General features: G+C 72.5%; 14 protein-coding genes and 1 pseudogene. 10 read left to right on the top strand and 5 right to left on the bottom strand.

What is annotated here, in order from left to right; genetic code table 11:
• Both ACZ4XJ_RS31810 and ACZ4XJ_RS31805 read right to left on the bottom strand, forming a co-directional pair.
• Positions 1 to 495 (bottom strand): annotated as a pseudogene (locus tag ACZ4XJ_RS31810) (hypothetical protein); the annotation flags it as partial.
• 10 nt (positions 496 to 505) lie between these two features.
• On the bottom strand, positions 506 to 760 hold the full coding sequence (locus ACZ4XJ_RS31805; RefSeq protein ID WP_164325115.1) for a MoaD/ThiS family protein: 255 nt from the start codon (positions 758 to 760) through the stop codon (positions 506 to 508).
• A 463-nt stretch (positions 761 to 1,223) separates the two neighbouring features.
• On the opposite strand from ACZ4XJ_RS31805, the gene ACZ4XJ_RS31800 reads away from it, so the two are divergent.
• The 5 genes from ACZ4XJ_RS31800 to ACZ4XJ_RS31780 all read left to right on the top strand — a co-directional run bounded on the left by ACZ4XJ_RS31800 (position 1,224) and on the right by ACZ4XJ_RS31780 (position 6,756).
• Entirely contained in the window at positions 1,224 to 2,039 is an 816-nt protein-coding gene (locus ACZ4XJ_RS31800; protein ID WP_362876642.1) for a response regulator transcription factor, read from the top strand.
• A gap of 24 nt (positions 2,040 to 2,063) precedes the next feature.
• Positions 2,064 to 3,086, top strand: coding sequence for a LacI family DNA-binding transcriptional regulator (locus ACZ4XJ_RS31795; protein WP_362876641.1), 1,023 nt, complete (start codon positions 2,064 to 2,066; stop codon positions 3,084 to 3,086).
• A gap of 134 nt (positions 3,087 to 3,220) precedes the next feature.
• The gene (locus tag ACZ4XJ_RS31790; protein ID WP_468498193.1) at positions 3,221 to 4,447 is read left to right on the top strand and encodes a S1C family serine protease; all 1,227 of its coding nucleotides are present in this window, start codon (positions 3,221 to 3,223) and stop codon (positions 4,445 to 4,447) included.
• 141 nt (positions 4,448 to 4,588) lie between these two features.
• Positions 4,589 to 5,326 carry a response regulator transcription factor gene (locus ACZ4XJ_RS31785; RefSeq protein WP_468498192.1) on the top strand — a complete coding sequence of 246 codons (738 nt, stop codon included), beginning with the start codon at positions 4,589 to 4,591 and terminating at the stop codon, positions 5,324 to 5,326.
• Complete coding sequence (locus ACZ4XJ_RS31780) at positions 5,323 to 6,756, top strand: sensor histidine kinase (RefSeq protein ID WP_383992144.1); 1,434 nt, start codon at positions 5,323 to 5,325, stop codon at positions 6,754 to 6,756. The genes ACZ4XJ_RS31785 and ACZ4XJ_RS31780 overlap by 4 nt, the downstream gene beginning before the upstream one ends.
• Here ACZ4XJ_RS31780 and ACZ4XJ_RS31775 read toward each other — a convergent pair.
• A complete protein-coding gene (locus tag ACZ4XJ_RS31775; protein ID WP_362876637.1) occupies positions 6,736 to 7,620 on the bottom strand; it encodes a phosphatidylinositol-specific phospholipase C in 885 nt (294 codons plus the stop codon). The two genes, ACZ4XJ_RS31780 and ACZ4XJ_RS31775, sit on opposite strands and share 21 nt — an antisense overlap.
• Positions 7,621 to 7,680: 60 nt before the next feature.
• Complete coding sequence (locus tag ACZ4XJ_RS31770; RefSeq protein ID WP_362876636.1) at positions 7,681 to 8,268, bottom strand: TetR/AcrR family transcriptional regulator; 588 nt, start codon at positions 8,266 to 8,268, stop codon at positions 7,681 to 7,683.
• Positions 8,269 to 8,389: 121 nt separating this feature from the next.
• Between ACZ4XJ_RS31770 and ACZ4XJ_RS31765 the strand changes: the two genes are divergently transcribed.
• Complete coding sequence (locus ACZ4XJ_RS31765; RefSeq protein WP_468498191.1) at positions 8,390 to 9,175, top strand: alpha/beta fold hydrolase; 786 nt, start codon at positions 8,390 to 8,392, stop codon at positions 9,173 to 9,175.
• Positions 9,176 to 9,313: 138 nt separating this feature from the next.
• Here the strand turns inward: ACZ4XJ_RS31765 and ACZ4XJ_RS31760 are convergent, their stop codons facing one another.
• Positions 9,314 to 11,131 carry a bifunctional metallophosphatase/5'-nucleotidase gene (locus ACZ4XJ_RS31760; RefSeq protein ID WP_468498190.1) on the bottom strand — a complete coding sequence of 606 codons (1,818 nt, stop codon included), beginning with the start codon at positions 11,129 to 11,131 and terminating at the stop codon, positions 9,314 to 9,316.
• 181 nt (positions 11,132 to 11,312) lie between these two features.
• Between ACZ4XJ_RS31760 and mshD the strand changes: the two genes are divergently transcribed.
• The 4 genes from mshD (at position 11,313) to pstS (ending at position 17,201) form a co-directional block, all read left to right on the top strand.
• Positions 11,313 to 12,239, top strand: coding sequence for a mycothiol synthase (gene mshD, locus ACZ4XJ_RS31755; RefSeq protein WP_468498189.1), 927 nt, complete (start codon positions 11,313 to 11,315; stop codon positions 12,237 to 12,239).
• A 247-nt stretch (positions 12,240 to 12,486) separates the two neighbouring features.
• Positions 12,487 to 14,739: an RNA degradosome polyphosphate kinase gene (locus tag ACZ4XJ_RS31750; RefSeq protein ID WP_362876632.1), complete on the top strand. Its 2,253-nt coding sequence runs from the start codon at positions 12,487 to 12,489 to the stop codon at positions 14,737 to 14,739.
• A complete protein-coding gene (locus ACZ4XJ_RS31745) occupies positions 14,720 to 15,664 on the top strand; it encodes a CHAD domain-containing protein (protein ID WP_362876631.1) in 945 nt (314 codons plus the stop codon). The genes ACZ4XJ_RS31750 and ACZ4XJ_RS31745 overlap by 20 nt, the downstream gene beginning before the upstream one ends.
• Positions 15,665 to 16,061: 397 nt before the next feature.
• Positions 16,062 to 17,201: a phosphate ABC transporter substrate-binding protein PstS gene (pstS, locus tag ACZ4XJ_RS31740; RefSeq protein WP_362876630.1), complete on the top strand. Its 1,140-nt coding sequence runs from the start codon at positions 16,062 to 16,064 to the stop codon at positions 17,199 to 17,201.
• The last annotated feature ends 41 nt before the right edge of the window (positions 17,202 to 17,242 follow it).

The raw sequence follows: 17,242 nt of genomic DNA, 5'->3' as shown, positions 1-17,242 counted from the left end.
GGCCCACGGAGCGGCCTGCGGGGCGCCCCAGTCCTGCTGCGACTGTTGCCGCTCGGCGGGCGCGGGCGCCGGCGCGGCCTCCTCGCGGAACCACCCGTCGGGCGCGACCGGCTGCGCCTGCTGCTGCTGCGCCCGCGGGTCGGCCGGCCCCGGGTAGGGCGGCAGGTACGCCGTCTGCTCGGCGACGGGCTCCGAGGGCCACGGCGTGCCGGAGGCCTGCGGCACGCCCCAGTCCTGCTGCGGCTGCTCCTGGTACGGCGGCTGCGGCTGCTGCTCCTGCGCGGCGGCCTCCTCGCGGAACCACCCCTGCGGCGCCGCCTGCTGCCCGGGCACCGTGCCCAGCGGCGGCTGCACCGGCTGGTAGCTGGTGTCCCAGGTCTCGCCCTGCCAGGTCTGGGTCCACGGATCCTGCGGGGAGGCGCCGTCCTGCTGCTGCGGCGGCTGTTGCTGCTGTTGCTGTTGATGCCGCCGCTGCTGTTCTTCCGGAGTGCTCATCGGTTCCCGTTCACCCGCCCGCGAAGGGCGGGAGCACCTCTACGGTGCCCCCCTCGGTCAGCGGGACGCCGTCGTGGGGACGCTTGCCCACGGGCTCTTCGTTCACGAGGAAGGAGCAGCGCAGCAGGACCCGTGTCAGCTCTCCCGGGTGGCGTTCCCGCACGGCGTCGAGCGCCTCGGCCAGTGTGCGTGCCGAGTACGGCTCCTCCGCCGTCCCGGCCGCGGCCTTGGCCGCCGCCCAGTAGCGGATGGTTCCGGTTGCCACTGCAGCTCCTATCGTCGCCCCGTCGGCTCTCTACCGTCGGCCTCCATGATGACCCCTACGGCCGTGACCCCCGGCGTACCCCGACGCGCCCCGTGCGCGCCCCGGTTCCCGTGCGGGGGTCCACCGATCCGGTGAAACCGGGGCATACGAGGGAGGAAGGCGTGGCGGGAACCACAGAAGGCGGTGTGCGGGATGCCTCGGCCCCGAAAGGGGCGGTGGGCTATTCTGGCGGCGTAGAGGATCCGGGCAACGTAGCCCCCGGGTCCTTTTGTGCTTCCAGCACGTTGAACGGACCGAGAACAGTGGTATCCATCCGGACCCCGGGGCGCGGGGGCGGACGGGCGCCAGGCAGACGTACGAAGCAGTACCACGCACGTCCTCGACGGGACCGAGGAGGAACCGACGTGATGGACCAGCGAACCGTGCACGTGCACGACCACCGGAGCTGGGCAGGTGGTCGAGCATGAGTTCCCTCCTGCTGCTGACCAACGCCCTGCAGCCGTCGTCCGAGGTGCTGCCCGCACTCGGCCTGCTGCTGCACAACGTCCGGGTCGCACCGGCCGAGGGCCCCGCCCTGGTGGACACCCCCGGGGCCGACGTGATCCTCGTCGACGGCCGCCGCGACCTCCCGCAGGTGAGGTCGTTGTGCCAGCTCCTGCGCTCGACCGGACCGGGCTGTCCGTTGATCCTCGTCGTCACGGAGGGCGGCCTCGCGGCCGTCACCGCCGACTGGGGCATCGACGACGTCCTCCTCGACACCGCCGGACCCGCCGAGGTCGAGGCCCGGCTGCGGCTGGCCACCGGGCGCCGGCAGCTGGGCTCGGACGACTCCCCGATGGAGATCCGCAACGGCGACCTGTCGGTCGACGAGGCGACGTACAGCGCGAAGCTGAAGGGTCGGGTCCTGGACCTGACCTTCAAGGAGTTCGAGCTGCTGAAGTACCTCGCCCAGCACCCGGGCCGGGTCTTCACCCGGGCCCAGTTGCTCCAGGAGGTGTGGGGGTACGACTACTTCGGCGGCACCCGCACCGTCGACGTCCACGTACGGCGGCTGCGCGCCAAGCTCGGGCCCGAGCACGAGTCGCTGATCGGGACGGTCCGCAACGTCGGCTACCGCTTCGTCACCCCCGAGAAGGTCGAGCGGGCGGCGGCGGAGGCCGCGGCCAAGGCGGCCGCCGGACCGGGCTCCGCGAAGGACCCGGTCGAGCGGCCGGACCTCCCCCGGACGGCGGAACCGGCTGTGAGCATCCACTCGGCAGGACGGCCTGCCCAGAGGTAGGTCACCCCGCGTAGACTGCCGCGCGTGGCCAAGGTGACGCGGGATGACGTGGCGCGACTTGCGGGTACCTCTACCGCCGTCGTGAGCTACGTCATCAACAACGGACCCCGGCCGGTTGCCCCGGCCACGCGCGAGCGTGTCCTCGCCGCGATCAAGGACCTGGGCTACCGCCCGGACCGGGTCGCGCAGGCGATGGCGTCCCGGCGCACCGACCTCATAGGCATGATCGTGCCGGACGCGCGCCAGCCGTTCTTCGCGGAGATGGCGCACGCGGTCGAGCAGGCCGCCGCCGAGCGCGGAAAGATGGTGCTGGTCGGCAACTCCGACTACCGCGACGAGCGCGAGGTCCACTACCTGCGGGCCTTCCTCGGAATGCGGGTCTCCGGGCTGATCCTGGTCAGCCAGGGCATGAGCGAGCGCGCGGCCTCCGAGATCGAGGCGTGGGACGCGCGGATCGTGCTGCTGCACGAGCGCCCCGAGGCCATCGACGACGTCGCCGTGGTCACCGACGACATCGGCGGCGCGCAGCTCGCCACCCGTCACCTGCTGGAGCACGGGCACCCGTACGTCGCCTGCCTGGGCGGGGTGGAGAACACCCCCGAGGTCGGTGACCCGGTGGCCGACCACGTCGAGGGCTGGCGCCGGGCCATGCTCGAATCCGGCCGCTCCGTGGAGGGCCGGCTGTTCCAGGCCCCGTACAACCGCTACGACGCCTATCAGGTCGCCCTGGAGGTCCTGTCGGGGCCGGACCGCCCGCCGGCGATCTTCTGCGCCACCGACGACCAGGCGATCGGCGTCCTGCGGGCCGCCCGTGAGCTGCGCATCGACGTGCCCGGGGAGCTGGCGGTCGCCGGCTTCGACGACGTGAAGGAGGCGGCGCTGACGGACCCGCCGCTGACCACGATCGCCTCGGACCGGCCGGCGATGGCCCGCGCGGCGGTCGACCTCGTCCTGGACGACGCGTTGCGCGTGACCGGCTCGCGCCGCGAGCGGCTGAAGCAGTTCCCCTCGGCGCTGGTCGTGCGCCGCTCCTGCGGCTGTCGCTGAGCGCCGTCGCGGCCGGGTCGCCCCCGGCCTCGGCCCTGCCCCGCGCCGGTCCTTATATCGGGCATACGAGGTTCTGTCGGGCTTCTCAGCCGGGACTCAGGAAGCTCTCATGATCCGCGGGGACAGTCGAAGACATGACCGACAGCTTCCGCCGCGAAGGCGAGTACCCGCAGGAGAACCGCCCGGGCCAGCACCCGCCGTTCGGCGAGGACTGGCAGCGGGGTCGTGAGCGCATGGCGCAGGACGTCGGCGCGGGCGGCTACCCGCCGCCGCCCGCGTACCCGCCGCCCGGCGCGCCCGGTTGGCACGAGGCGCACCAGCCGCCGGTGATCCAGGGCGAGACGGTGCCGCCGACCGCCGGCCGGGCCGTCCGGGAGGACGCCCCCCAGGACGGTCCCGCGCACGCCGCCCGCGCCAGGCGGCCGGTCGCGCTGCTGGTCGCCGTCGCCCTGGCGGCGGCCGTGGTCGGCGGCGGGACGGCCACCGTCGTGCAGCAGTTCCTGGTCGGGGGCGGCGCCGGCGGCGGCGGGGTGAACGCCTCCAACGTGTCGCGGTCCAACACCGGCACCGTCACCGGGGTCGCCGAGCAGGTCAGCCCGTCCGTCGTACGGATCGACACCCGTACCGGGTCGGGGCAGGGCACCGGCTCCGGCATCGTGATCACCGCGGACGGCGAGATCGTCACCAACAACCACGTCATCGACGGCGCCTCGGAGATCCAGGTGACGATGAGCGACGGCAAGAAGTACACCGCCCGGACCGTCGGCACGGATCCCGACAAGGACCTCGCGCTGATCGAGCTCCAGGGCGCGAGCGGCCTCAAGCCCGCCTCGCTCGGCAACTCCGACCGGCTGAAGGTCGGCGACGAGGTCGTCGCCATCGGGTCCCCCGACCGGCTGACCGGCACCGTCACCAGCGGGATCGTTTCCGCGCTGGGGCGCGAGGTGAACGTCCCGAAGTCCGAGCGGCAGCAGTCCCCGCAGCGCGGGCAGGGCGGCTGGCCGTTCTCGTACGACGGTCAGCAGTTCAACGGGGACCCCGGCTCGAACACCACCTCGTACAAGGCCATCCAGACGGACGCCTCGCTGAACCCGGGCAACTCCGGCGGCGCGCTGGTCAACATGAACGGCGAGATCGTCGGCATGCCGTCCGCGATCTACTCCCCCTCCTCGGACAGTTCGAGCGCCGGCAGCGTCGGCCTGGGCTTCGCGATCCCGGTCAACACCATCAAGGCCGACCTCGACTCGCTGCGCGCCGGCGGCAGCGGAAACAGCTCGGGCGGCAACGGGACCGGCAACGGTTCGGGCGACAACGGCAACGGCAGCGGCACCGGCACGGACGGCTTCGGCACCTCCTTCTGAGCCCGTCACACGACGGCCCCCGACGGCCATCGATCGGCCGTCGGTCTCCTGAGACCTCCACCGGCCGGCCCGTGCGACGCTGGGAAGCGCCGTCACGCACCGCATGCCATGGCCGACCACCGCACCCTTGGGGGACCCGAGATGAACGCCGCCGAAGGCGACCAGCAGCGCATCCTCGTCGTCGACGACGAGCCGGCCGTGCGCGAGGCCCTGCGCCGCAGCCTCGCCTTCGAGGGGTACGACGTCCGGACCGCGGTGGACGGCCTCGACGCGCTGGAGCGGGCCGACTCCTACGCCCCGGACCTGATCGTCCTGGACATCCAGATGCCCCGCATGGACGGACTGACGGCGGCCCGCCGGCTGCGCGCCGCCGGCGCCGTCACGCCGATCCTGATGCTCACCGCCCGCGACACCGTCGGCGACCGCGTCACCGGCCTCGACGCGGGCGCCGACGACTACCTCGTCAAGCCGTTCGAGCTGGACGAGCTCTTCGCCCGCGTCCGCGCCCTGCTGCGCCGCAGCGCCTACGCCGCGCCGCGGCCGGGCGGGGGCGGCGACCACGAGGACACGCTGGCCTTCGGCGACCTGCGCATGGACCTCGCGACCCGCGAGGTCGTCCGGGGCGGGCGGCCGGTGGAGCTGACCCGTACCGAGTTCACCCTGCTGGAGATGTTCCTCGCGCACCCGCGCCAGGTCCTGACCCGCGAGCAGATCCTCAAGACCGTCTGGGGCTTCGACTTCGAGCCCAGCTCCAACTCCCTGGACGTGTACGTGATGTACCTGCGCCGCAAGACCGAGGCGGGCGGCGAGCCCCGCCTGGTGCACACCGTGCGCGGGGTGGGCTACGTGCTGCGCCAGGGCGACGGCGGTCCCGAGTGACGCCGGCCGCCCGGTTCCGCGCCCTGCCGCTACGCTCACGGATCGCGCTGCTGGTGACGGTCGCGGTGGCGGTGGCCGTCGCGGCCGTCGCCGGTGTGTCCTGGGTGATGGTGAAGTCGCAGCTCAGCGAGCAGCTCGACCGGTCGCTGATGGCGACGGACGTGAGCGCCGAGGTGGGCCGGACGCTGCGCGACGGCTGCGTGACCCGGGTGCGGCAACCGGAGCAGCAGGTCGCCGAGAACCTGGGCGCGACCGTACAGCTCGTGCTGGCCGACGGCACGCGCTGCTGGGTGAGCGGACGGACCGGACTGCCGGTCACCGCCGTGGACAAGGAGATCGCGGCGGGCGTGCGGGAGGAGACCCTGCACGACGTGCGGACCGGTGACGGCGTCGAGATGCGCGTCCTGACGCTGAAGCGGCAGACGCCCGCCGGCCAGTACTTCGGGATCTCCATCGCCAAGCCGGCCGCGGACGTGGACGATCCGCTGTCGACGCTGGCCTGGATCCTGCTCGTGGTGTCGGGCATCGGCATCGTGGGCGCGGGCGCGGCCGGCCTGTGGGTGGCCCGCACGGGGCTGCGGCCGGTCGACGAGCTGACCGCGGCCGTCGAGCACGTCGCCCGGACCGAGGACCTCACCGTACGGATCCCCGACGAGGGAGACGACGAGATCGCCCGGCTGTCGCGGTCCTTCAACTCGATGACGGCGGCGCTGGCCTCCTCCCAGGAGCGGCAGGCCCAGTTGATCGCCGACGCCGGGCACGAGCTGCGCACGCCGCTGACCTCGCTGCGCACGAACATCGAGCTGCTGGCCCGCAGCGAGGACACCGGCCGGGCCATCCCGCCCGAGGACCGGCGGGAGCTGCTGGCCTCGGTGAAGGCGCAGATGACGGAGCTGGCCGCGCTGATCGGGGACCTCCAGGAACTGTCCCGGCCTGACGCTGCCCCGCACGCCCCGCTCGGGGTGGTGGCCCTGCACGACATCGCCGGTACCGCGCTGTCCCGGGCCCGGCTGCGCGGTCCGGAGCTGCGGTTCGGCTCCGACCTGGAGCCCTGGTACGTCCGGGGCGAGGCGGCGGCGCTGGAGCGGGCGGTGGTCAACGTGCTGGACAACGCGGTGAAGTTCAGCCCGCCCGGCGGCGCCGTCGAGGTGTCGCTGCGGGCGGGCGTGCTGACGGTGCGCGACCACGGACCGGGCATCCCGGCGGAGGACCTGCCCCACGTCTTCGAACGGTTCTGGCGCTCCCCCTCGGCCCGCGCGCTGCCCGGCAGCGGCCTGGGCCTGTCGATCGTGGCCCGTACGGTCCACCGCGCCGGCGGCACCGCCGAGTTGCGGGCGGCGGCCGACGGCGGACCCGGTACGGAGGCGGTGCTCCGCGTCCCGGGGGCGCCGGTGCCGCCGCCCGAGGGGTCAGTTGTGCCGGATCAGTGATTCGACCAGGCCGGACCGGGTGTTGGGGAAGTCCATCGGAACGATTCCGAGGCCGGTCCGGCCGGCCAGTTCGCCGCCGTCCACGAAGCCGTGGACCTGCGGGTTCAGCCGGTCGGAGTTCCAGCGCGGCGGCATGTACGCCGCGGTGCTGACGTAGTTCACGAACAGCTTGCCGGGCTGTTGCACGGCCCGCCGGAAGTGGTTCTCGATCCTGCCGCGCTTGGCGAAGGGTTCGGCGTTCCAGTCGTCCTGGACGTCGAAGACGTTGCCGTCGGCGTACCGCAGGCCGGGCAGGCCGCCGTTGTCGGCGAGGAGCACCACCTTGCCGCGGGCGGCGCCGAGCGAGGACGGCAGCGCGTCGGCGATCCGGAACAGCGGCCGCCAACCGCGCTGGTCGAGGTAGTCGTCGAAGACCGCGCGGAAGGTGGCGTCGCTCTCGCCGGAGTACTCCTGCTTGACCCGCATCAGGACGGTCTCGGAGGGGTGCGCGGCGAGGAAGTTCCAGCAGGCGACGAGCACGTCACCGAACATCAGGTCCTGGAAGAACGATCCGTGGTGGATGGCGAACGACCCGCCCGTGACCCGACATCGGACGTCGAGGAAGCGGATGCCGGCGTCGAGCTGTTGGGCGATCGAGGTGTTCTGGCAGGCGACGTAGAGGCCGCCCTTGCGGGCGCCGGAGTCGTGCGTGCCGGGGATGGTCATCCGCTGGAGCGGGGTGGAGTCGGCGAGGCCGGCCATCCAGTCCGAGGTGCCGAGGGCGCGGGCGGAGGCGGGCGCTGCCGTCCCCAGTCCCACGGCGGTCACGGCCGCCAGGGCTCCCGCCCCGGTCAGGAAGGTCCGCCGGTCCAGTGCCACGCCCATGTCCACCCCTTTGTCGACCCGGTGATGGGACGGGATTATGGCGTGCCGGCGGCGCGTTTGCTACCCGTCGGTAGAAACGGGTTCGTCGAGCAACTCGGCCATCCTGCGCAGGCCTTGGGCGAGCGCGCGGCCGTCGGGCGCGCGTTCCGGGTCGGTGAGGGCCTGCACCATCACCCCGCTGAGCAGTGCGAGGTGCACCGAGCCGAGGCCGCGTACGTCCTCCTCCGTGACGGCCTCCTCGGCCACCCCGGCCAGCGCCGCGGCCACCATCCGCCGGGAGCGGCGCTGGCCCTCGGCGAGCGCGGCCAGCAGTTCGGGCGAGGACTGGGCGTGCACGAAGGCCTCGATGTTGGCGATCCACAGCCAGCGCAGCTCGCCGAAGTCCCGGATCTTGCGGTCCCAGGTGTCGACGTACCGGGCCTCGGCGGTGTCGCCCTCGCCGGCGAGCCGGCCGGAGCCGGCCGCCCAGTCGTCCATGGCGGCGAAGAGGGCCTGGTTGAGCAGGGCCTCGCGGGATCCGTAGTGGTAGCCGATCGCGGCCATGCTCACCTGCGCCGCCGAGGCGATGTCGCGCACGGTCGTGCGCAGGTAGCCCTTCTCCTCCAGGCAGCGCCGGGCTCCGGCCAGCAGGTCCTCGCGATTTCCCATGCCGGGATGGTAGCCGCGTCCCGATTTGGGCAACCGCCCTACACGTACGTATTGCGCACCTGCCCAATTCCTGGCAGGCTGCGGACATCGAAAGATCCACCGGCCCCGGAAGGCACCGACCATGCGTCACGAGCTGAAGATCGACGACCGCACCCTCTCCTACCGGGACTTCGGCGGCCCCGGCCGCCCGCTGCTCGCCCTGCACGGCGGGATGTCCGAAGGGATCGCCTTCAAGGCCCTCGCCGAGGAGCTCGGGGACCGCTGGCGGGTCATCGCCCCCGACCAGCGCGGCCACGGCGACTCCGACCGGGCCCCGGCGTACGACCGCGAGGGCTACGTGGCCGACGCCGTCGCCCTCCTCGACCACCTCGGCCTGGACGAGCCCGTGGCCCTGCTCGGCTACTCGCTGGGCGGGTACAACGCCTGTTACCTGGCCGCCCGTCACCCCACCCGGATCCACACCCTCATCAACGTCGACGCCGCCGTCGAGGTCCGCCCCGGCGAGGCGAACTGGTTCTCCTTCCTCGACGGCCTGCCCTACACCGCGCCGACCACCGGGGAACTGCTGGCCGCGGCCGGGCCGGTGGGCGGCCAAATCGTCGGCGCCGCCCTGCGCAAGCTGCCCGACGGCTCCGGCTGGCGGATGCCGTTCCACCCCCGGGACCAGCTCGACTCGATCGCGGGGTGCGCCGGCGACCACTGGGACGCCTGGCTCGGCAGCCGTTGCCCGGCGCTCCTCATCCACGCCGCGCAGAGTCAGGCGCTGCCCCAGGAGCAGGCCGACGCCATGGTGGCCCGGCGGCCGGGGACCTCGTACACCCGGCTGGACGGCGACCACTTCGTCCCCTTCAGCGACCCGAAGGGCTTCCACCGGGCCGTCGCGGAGTACCTGGACGGGCGGCGCTGACCCCTCGGGGCCCGCGGTGCCTCGTACGGGCCGCGGTGACCTCGTACGCGCCGCGGTGACGCCGGAGGGGCCGCGGTAACGCCGGAGGGGCGGCGGGCCATCGGCCCACCGCCCCTCACTGGCGCCCGCGTACGGGAGTTACTTGATGACGGTGATCCGGTTCGCCGCCGGCGGGGCGATCGGGGCCGCCTCCGAGGAGTTGTTCGCCAGGTAGGCGTTGAAGCAGTCCAGGTCGGACGCGCCCACCAGCTTGTTCTTGTGCTCCTTCAGGACGGTGAAGCCGTCACCGCCGCCCGCGAGGAACTCGTTCATCGCGACCCGGTAGGTGCGGGCCGGGTCGATCGGCGCACCGTTCAGCCGCACCGAGTCGACGACGATGCGGTCCGCGCCCGCCTTCGTCATGTCGAGGGTGTAGGTGAAGCCCTTCGAGACCTGGAGGATCTTCGGGTTCGGGCCGTTGACCGCTCCGGTGACCTGCTGCTGGAGCGCGGTGACGAGCTGCGCGCCGGTCAGGTCGACCACGTTCATCATGTTGGTGAACGGCTGGACCGTGAAGGACTCCCCGTAGGTCACCACGCCGTCGCCCTCGGCCCCGGAGGCCTTGTGGGCGAGGTCGGCGCGGATGCCGCCCGGGTTCATGATCGCCAGCTCCGCGCCGCCCTTGTCGGCGGGGGCCAGCGCCTCCAGCTGCGCGTCGGCGATCAGGTCACCGAGCGGCTTCTCGAACTCCGGCGAACCGCGGCCCGGGATGTCCGCCGAGATGAAGCCCTGCGGACGGTTGGCGACCGGGGCCGCCAGCTCGTTCCAGCGCCGGATCAGCTCGGTCATGTCGGCGGCCTTGGGCTGCTCACGGGTGACGAGCTTGTTGACCGGCTTCGGCGCCGCGACCGGCGTGCGGACGATGTCCTTGGTCTGCCGGTCGTAGGTGAGCGTGGTGTCCGTGTACAGCCGGCCGAGCGAGGCGGCCGAGGTGACCGTGCGCGGGTTGCCCGCCGGGTCCGGGATGGTGCAGCTGTAGGCCTGGTGCGTGTGGCCGGTCACCAGCGCGTCGACCTTCGCGTCGACGTTCTTGGCGATGTCGACGATGGCACCCGAGATGCCGGCGCCGGCGCCCGGAGCGTCGCAGTCGTAGTTGTACGCGCCGTTCGCGGGCAGACCGCCCTCGTGGATCAGCGCGACGATCGACTTCACGCCCTGCTTGTTCAGCTCGGCGGCGTACTTGTTGATCGTCTCGACCTCGTCGCCGAACGTCAGGCCCTTGACGCCCTCGGCGGTGACGACGTCCGGCGTGCCCTCCAGGGTGACGCCGATGAAGCCGATCTTCACGTCCCCCTTCTTCCACACGAAGGTGGGGGACATCATCGGACGCTTGGTCCTGTCGTCCGTCACATTGGCCGCGAGGTACTGGAATTGCGCTCCGGTGAACGTCTTGCCGTACTCGAAGCAGCCCTCGACCGGGTGGCAGCCGCCGTACGACATGCGGCGCAGCTCGGTGCGGCCCTCGTCGAACTCGTGGTTGCCGACGCTGGACACGTCCAGGCCGATCTTGTTCAGCGCCTCGATGCTCGGCTCGTCGTGGAAGAGCCCCGACAGCATCGGGCTGCCGCCGATCATGTCACCGGCCGCGGCCGTGACCGAGTACTCGTGCCCCTTGCGGGCTTCGCGCAGGCTGGTCGCGAGGTACTCCACGCCGCCTGCCGGTATGGCCTTGGTGGTGCCGTCGGCCTGTCGCTCGCTCACCGTGCCCGAGGAGCCCTGCGGGGGCTCCAGCGTGCCGTGGAAGTCGTTGAACGACAGCATCTGCACGTCGACGGTCCGGCTCTTGGCCGCACCGCCACCACTCGCGGCTCCGGCCGGCAGCGCCGCGGCGACCATGGCTCCGGCACCGGCCGTGAGGGCGAGTGCGGTGAGGGTCAACCGGCGGGCCGTGCGGGGCCGTTGTGGCGTCGCTGACATGTAGTCCCCTTTGTGGACAGCGAGACAAGTTGGGAGGTCCGCCGCAGCTTATTGTCAACGCGCGTAGCACGACAGGGGGTAACGGGTTGCGAGCTGGTTACGCAGGCGTTCCGGCACCGGTGGGACCCCGGTCCGGACCTGCGGGACACGCAACCGCGGGCCGCGGTCGTAGGCTCGTCGCATGACTGACGCAGCAGCGGCCCTGGAGCCGGGACGGCAGATTCAGACCCTCGACGAGCTGACGGAGGAACAAGCCGACTCCGTGCTGGAGCTGATCGCGGAAGCGGCCCGCACCGACGGCACCACCGCGGTGTCCGAGCAAGGGCGGATCCAGCTGCGCGGCGGACCGCGCGAGGGCATCCGGCACTTCCTCCTGAGCGACGGCACCCGGCTCGCCGCGTACGGGCAGTTGGAGGACACCGACCCGGTGGAGGCACCCGCCGCCGAGCTCGTCGTGCACCCCGCGCTGCGCGGCCGCGGCCACGGCCGGGCCCTCGGCTCGGCCCTCCTGAACGCCTCCGGCAAGCGGATCCGGGTATGGGCCCACGGCGGCAAGTCCGCCGCCCGGCACCTGGCCCAGGTGCTCGGACTGACCCTCTTCCGCGAGCTGCGCCAACTCCGGCGCCCCCTGACCACCGGCGACCCGCTGCCCGATCCGGCCCTGCCGGCCGGCGTGACGGTGCGCGGCTTCGTCCCGGGCACGGACGACGCGGCCTGGCTCGCCGTGAACGCGGCGGCCTTCGCCCACCACCCCGAGCAGGGGTCACTGACGCAGCGGGACCTGGACGACCGGATCGCGCAGCCGTGGTTCGACCCGAAGGGCTTCTTCCTCGCCGAGCGCGACGGTGAGCTGGTCGGCTTCCACTGGACGAAGGTGCACGAGGCGGAGCGGCTCGGCGAGGTCTACGTCGTCGGGGTCCGGCCGGGCGCGCAGGGCGGCGGCCTGGGCAAGGCCCTGACCGCCATCGGCCTGCGCCACCTCGCGGCGTCCGGCCTGCCCACCGCGATGCTCTACGTCGACGCCGACAACCCGGCGGCCCTGGCCGTGTACGAGGGCCTCGGCTTCACCACCCACGAGGTCGACCTGATGTACCGCACCGAGAGCTGACCGGACGGGCCGCCGGCGCCCCTGGACGGGATCCGGCGGCCCGGGACACCGCCCCTCACGGCCCGGTGCGCCGGGCCGTGAGCCCCTCGAACGGCCCAAGGCGGCTCCGGAAAGAGACTGGAAGCCATACGCCATTAACCGGGCATTCAAACGCGCTTGCCAGTCTCCGGTCATGCAGCCCCGACTCCGACTGACAGCAGACGCTTCCGACGCGCCTGTCCTGCCTCGTGCGCGGAAGAATGGAGGCATGAGCCAGAAGCCCAGCGCAGGCCCCAGCGAGGTCCCCGCCCAGCACCCCTCCCACCCGTCCGCGAACAGCGCCGCCGCGGTGAAGGCACGCCTGGGCTCCATCGCCGCCCACCGCCCCGGCGGCCTGGATCCGGACCTGGACGCCGACCTCGACGCGTACGAGGACAAGGACGGTACGGGCGAGCTGCCCGCCAACCGGTTCCTCGACCGGGAGCGCAGCTGGCTGGCCTTCAACGAACGCGTCCTGGAGCTCGCGGAGGACCCGAACACCCCGCTCCTGGAGCGCGCGAACTTCCTGGCGATCTTCGCGAGCAACCTCGACGAGTTCTTCATGGTCCGCGTCGCCGGCCTGAAGCGCCGCATCGCGACGGGCGTCGCCACCCGTTCGGCCTCGGGCCTGCAACCCCGCGAGGTCCTGGACCTGATCTGGACCCGCTCGCGCGAGCTCATGGCCCGGCACGCCGCCTGCTACCAGCAGGACATAGCCCCGCAGCTCGCCGAGGAGGGCGTCCACCTCATCCGGTGGCCCGACCTCACCGAGAAGGAGCAGGCCCGCCTCTTCACACTGTTCCGCAACCACATCTTCCCGGTGCTCACGCCGCTGGCCGTGGACCCCGCGCACCCCTTCCCGTACATCTCCGGCCTCTCCCTGAACCTGGCCGTCGTCGTCCGCAACCCGGTCAGCGGCCACCGCCACTTCGCCCGGGTCAAGGTCCCGCCGCTCCTCGCCCGCTTCCTGGAGGCCTCCCCGCAGCGCTACGTCCCGCTGGAGGACGTCATCGCCGCGCACCTGGAGGAGCTGTTCCCCGGCATGGAGGTGCTCGCGCACCACATGTTCCGGGTGACCCGCAACGAGGACCTGGAGGTCGAGGAGGACGACGCCGAGAACCTCCTCCAGGCCCTGGAGAAGGAGCTCATGCGGCGCCGCTTCGGGCCGGGCGTGCGCCTGGAGGTCGAGGAGTCCATCGACCCCGGCGTGCTGGACCTGCTCGTCCAGGAGCTCAAGGTGTCCGCCGCCGAGGTGTACCCGCTGCCCGGGCCGCTGGACCTGACCGCCCTCTTCGGGATCTCCTCCCTGGACCGGCCGGAGCTGAAGTACCCGAAGTTCGTCGCGGGCACGCACCGCGACCTCGCCGAGGTCGAGTCGGCGTCCGCGCCGGACATCTTCGCCGCGCTGCGCGAGCGGGACGTCCTGCTGCACCACCCGTACGACTCCTTCTCCACGTCCGTGCAGGCCTTCCTGGAACAGGCCGCCGCCGACCCGGACGTCCTGGCGATCAAGCAGACGCTGTACCGGACCTCGGGCGACTCCCCGATCGTCGACGCCCTGATCGACGCGGCCGAATCCGGCAAGCAGGTCCTCGTCCTCGTCGAGATCAAGGCCCGCTTCGACGAACAGGCCAACATCAAGTGGGCGCGCAAGCTGGAGGAGTCCGGCTGCCACGTCGTCTACGGCCTCGTCGGGCTCAAGACCCACTGCAAGCTCTCCCTCGTGGTCCGCCAGGAGGGCGACAACCTGCGCCGCTACGCGCACGTCGGCACCGGCAACTACCACCCCAAGACCGCCCGGCTGTACGAGGACCTCGGCCTGCTCACCGCCGACCCGCAGGTCGGCGCCGACCTCTCCGACCTGTTCAACCGGCTGTCCGGCTACTCGCGCCGCGAGACCTACCGCCGGCTGCTGACCGCCCCGAAGTCGCTGCGCGACGGACTGATCTCGCGCATCGACAAGGAGGCCGACCACCACCGCGCCGGCCGGCCCGCGTACGTCCGGCTGAAGATGAACTCGATCGTCGACGAGGCCCTCATCGACTCCCTCTACCGGGCCGCCCGGGCCGGTGTCCCCGTCGACATCTGGGTCCGCGGCATCTGCGCGGTGCGTCCCGGCGTCCCGGGACTGTCGGAGAACATCCGGGTCCGCTCGATCCTCGGCCGCTTCCTGGAGCACTCCCGCGTCTTCGCCTTCGCCAACGGCGGCGAACCGGAGGTGTGGATCGGCAGCGCCGACATGATGCACCGCAACCTCGACCGCCGCATCGAGGCCCTGGTGCGGGTCATCGACCCCGCACACCGCGCGGCACTGGACCGGATGCTGGAGACCGGCATGTCCGACGCCACCTCCTCCTGGCACCTGGGTCCGGACGGCGAATGGACCCGGCACAGCACCGACGCCGAGGGCCAGCCGCTTCAGCACGTCCAGGAGATGCTCATAGACGCCCGGAGGCGCCGGCGTGGCTCAGCCAAACCATGACCCGACCGCGGGGGACGTACTCGCCCCGTACCTGCGCTCCCAGGCCACCGCGTTCCTGCGCGCCCTGCGCCTGCACGAGGAGAGCACCGGGAGCGGCCCGGACTCCGCGGAGAGCGGGCAGGCGGCGCGCGGCCTTCGGGGGGCCGCGCGCCGCATCGCCGGCTCCCTGAGCACCTTCCGGGTGGTGACCGAGCCCGGCTGGGCCGACGGGCTGCGCACCGAGCTGGTGTGGCTGTCCTCGACCCTGGCCGACGAGCACGCGTACGCCGCCCGGCTGTCGCGCCTGCTGGACGCCCTCCAGCGGCTCTCGGCGGCCCCCGAGGTACCGGCGCCGCGCGGCGGCGTCGCCACGTCGGGGGCGCTCACGGTGGGCTCGGCGCGGGCGGGCGCCCTGCTGGAGCGCCAGCTCACGCTGGCGCGCACCCGCGCCCACTCCACCACCCTCCAGGCGCTCGGCTCGGCCCGCTTCCACGCGGTCGCCGACGCCGTCGCGGTGCTCGCCTCGGAGGTGCCGCTGGACCCGGTGGCGGCCCGCGGCCGGGTGACGGAGGTACTGGTCCCGCTGGCTGCGGTCACCGAGGGCCGGCTCGACGCGGCCGTCACCGCCCTGCCGGCCACGCCGCAGACCCCGTACTCGGCCCACGAGGACGGCGCCTGGCACGAGGTGCGCCGCCTGCTGCGGGTCCACCGGTACGCCCGGGAGGCCCTCGGTGACGACGTGGCCCGGCTGGTGGCGGCGGGCGCCGCCCTGGACGTGCACCGCGACGCCTCCGACGCGGCCACCGCCTCGGCGACGGCCGCCCGCACCCCCCGGATCGCCCCGGCGACGGCGTACGCCCTGGGGGTGCTGCACGCCGACCAGCGGCACGCGGCCCTGGCGGCCCGCCACACCTTCCACGCCGCCTGGCACCCCCTGCCGGCCTGAACCGGCCGCCCCGCGCCCCCTCGCCCCGCCCGACGAAATCCGTCGGGCGGCGGCGTTTTCCCGGGGTCGGCGGCGTCCGACCGCCCCTTTCCGGCCACCCACCCCGGTCCGACCGCGTTGACGCGCCGGCGAAAGTCACGGCAGGATAACGGGCGGATAACGTCCCGTTACGTCCGGGTACAAACCACCCCATCCGCACCGGCCCGCCCGCCACGGTTCACTCGCCGTTCACCAAGCGCCGTCGACGGCTTCACCTGTTCTGCCTAGTTTCGGTACTGCAAGGTGCGAGCCGGACGGAAAACCGCGGCGGCCGCGTCGGGCGAACCCGTAGTCCTCCTCGCACGCCGCCCCGACACAGAAAGCGGCCGGCGGCTCCCCGGAAGGAACACCCGAAACAGTGAAGCTTCAGCGCAAGAACATGCTTCGTGCCTCCGCCCTCGGCGCGCTTGTCGTGTCCGGCGCCCTGGTCCTCACGGCGTGCGGCTCGGACGACAACACGAAGACCGGCACCGACGGCTCCTCGCGGGCCGCGGCGCCCGCGCCGGGCGACGTCAAGTGCGACGGGGCCAAGGGGAAGCTCCTGGCATCCGGCTCCTCCGCGCAGAAGAACGCGGTCGACCTGTGGGTCAAGAACTACATGGCCGCCTGCTCCGGCGTCGAGGTGAACTACAAGTCCTCCTCCTCCGGTGAGGGCATCGTGGCCTTCAACCAGGGCACCGTCGGCTTCGCCGGTTCGGACTCGGCGCTCAAGCCCGACCAGCTCGAGGAGTCGAAGAAGATCTGCACCGGCGGCCAGGGCGTCAACCTGCCGATGGTCGGTGGCCCGATCGCGCTCGGCTTCAACGTCGCCGGCGTCGACAAGCTGAACCTCGACGCCGCCACGATCGCCAACATCTTCAACGACAAGATCAAGAAGTGGGACGACGAGGCGATCAAGAAGCTGAACCCCGGCGTCACGCTTCCCTCCACCGCCATCCAGGCCTTCCACCGCTCCGAGGACTCGGGCACCACCGAGAACCTGGGCAAGTACCTCAAGGCCGCCGCCCCCGACGCCTGGTCCTACGAGGCCTCGAAGAAGTGGCCGGCCCCCGGTGGCCAGGCCGCCTCCGGCTCGGCCGGCGTCGCCTCCCAGGTCAAGGCCGTCGACGGCGCGATCGGCTACTTCGAGCTCTCCTACGCCAGCTCGCAGAGCATCAAGACGGTCGACGTGAACACCGGCGCCGGCACCCCGGTCAAGGCCACCGGCGAGAACGCCTCCAAGGCCATCGCCGCCGCCAAGATCGCCGGCACCGGCTCCGACCTGGCGCTGAAGCTCGACTACACCACCAAGGCCGAGAGCGCGTACCCGATCGTCCTGGTCACGTACGAGGTCGTCTGCGACAAGGGCAACAAGCCCGAGACGCTCGGCACCGTGAAGTCCTTCCTGGAGTACACCGCCTCGGACGCGGGCCAGAAGGTCCTCACCGAGAACGGCTACGCGCCGATCCCGGCCGAGATCAACACCAAGGTCCGCGAAGTCATCAAGTCGCTGGCCTAGTCCTGACCCCCGCGATGCCGGGTGGATCCCGTCCGATCCGC

It is taken from the genome of Streptomyces sp. NPDC029836, from assembly GCF_055574495.1.
This window is presented reverse-complemented; position numbering and strand designations above follow the sequence as displayed.

What these genes read in the sequence shown, in the direction of transcription:
- ACZ4XJ_RS31790 (WP_468498193.1), top strand. Translation starts at nt 3,221, where the DNA reads ATGACCGACAGCTTCCGCCGCGAAGGCGAGTACCCGCAGGAGAACCGC.
- ACZ4XJ_RS31770 (WP_362876636.1), bottom strand. Translation starts at nt 8,268, where the DNA reads ATGGGAAATCGCGAGGACCTGCTGGCCGGAGCCCGGCGCTGCCTGGAG.
- ACZ4XJ_RS31785 (WP_468498192.1), top strand. Translation starts at nt 4,589, where the DNA reads ATGAACGCCGCCGAAGGCGACCAGCAGCGCATCCTCGTCGTCGACGAC.
- ACZ4XJ_RS31760 (WP_468498190.1), bottom strand. Translation starts at nt 11,131, where the DNA reads ATGTCAGCGACGCCACAACGGCCCCGCACGGCCCGCCGGTTGACCCTC.
- ACZ4XJ_RS31775 (WP_362876637.1), bottom strand. Translation starts at nt 7,620, where the DNA reads ATGGGCGTGGCACTGGACCGGCGGACCTTCCTGACCGGGGCGGGAGCC.
- ACZ4XJ_RS31765 (WP_468498191.1), top strand. Translation starts at nt 8,390, where the DNA reads ATGCGTCACGAGCTGAAGATCGACGACCGCACCCTCTCCTACCGGGAC.
- ACZ4XJ_RS31800 (WP_362876642.1), top strand. Translation starts at nt 1,224, where the DNA reads ATGAGTTCCCTCCTGCTGCTGACCAACGCCCTGCAGCCGTCGTCCGAG.
- ACZ4XJ_RS31750 (WP_362876632.1), top strand. Translation starts at nt 12,487, where the DNA reads ATGAGCCAGAAGCCCAGCGCAGGCCCCAGCGAGGTCCCCGCCCAGCAC.
- mshD (WP_468498189.1), top strand. Translation starts at nt 11,313, where the DNA reads ATGACTGACGCAGCAGCGGCCCTGGAGCCGGGACGGCAGATTCAGACC.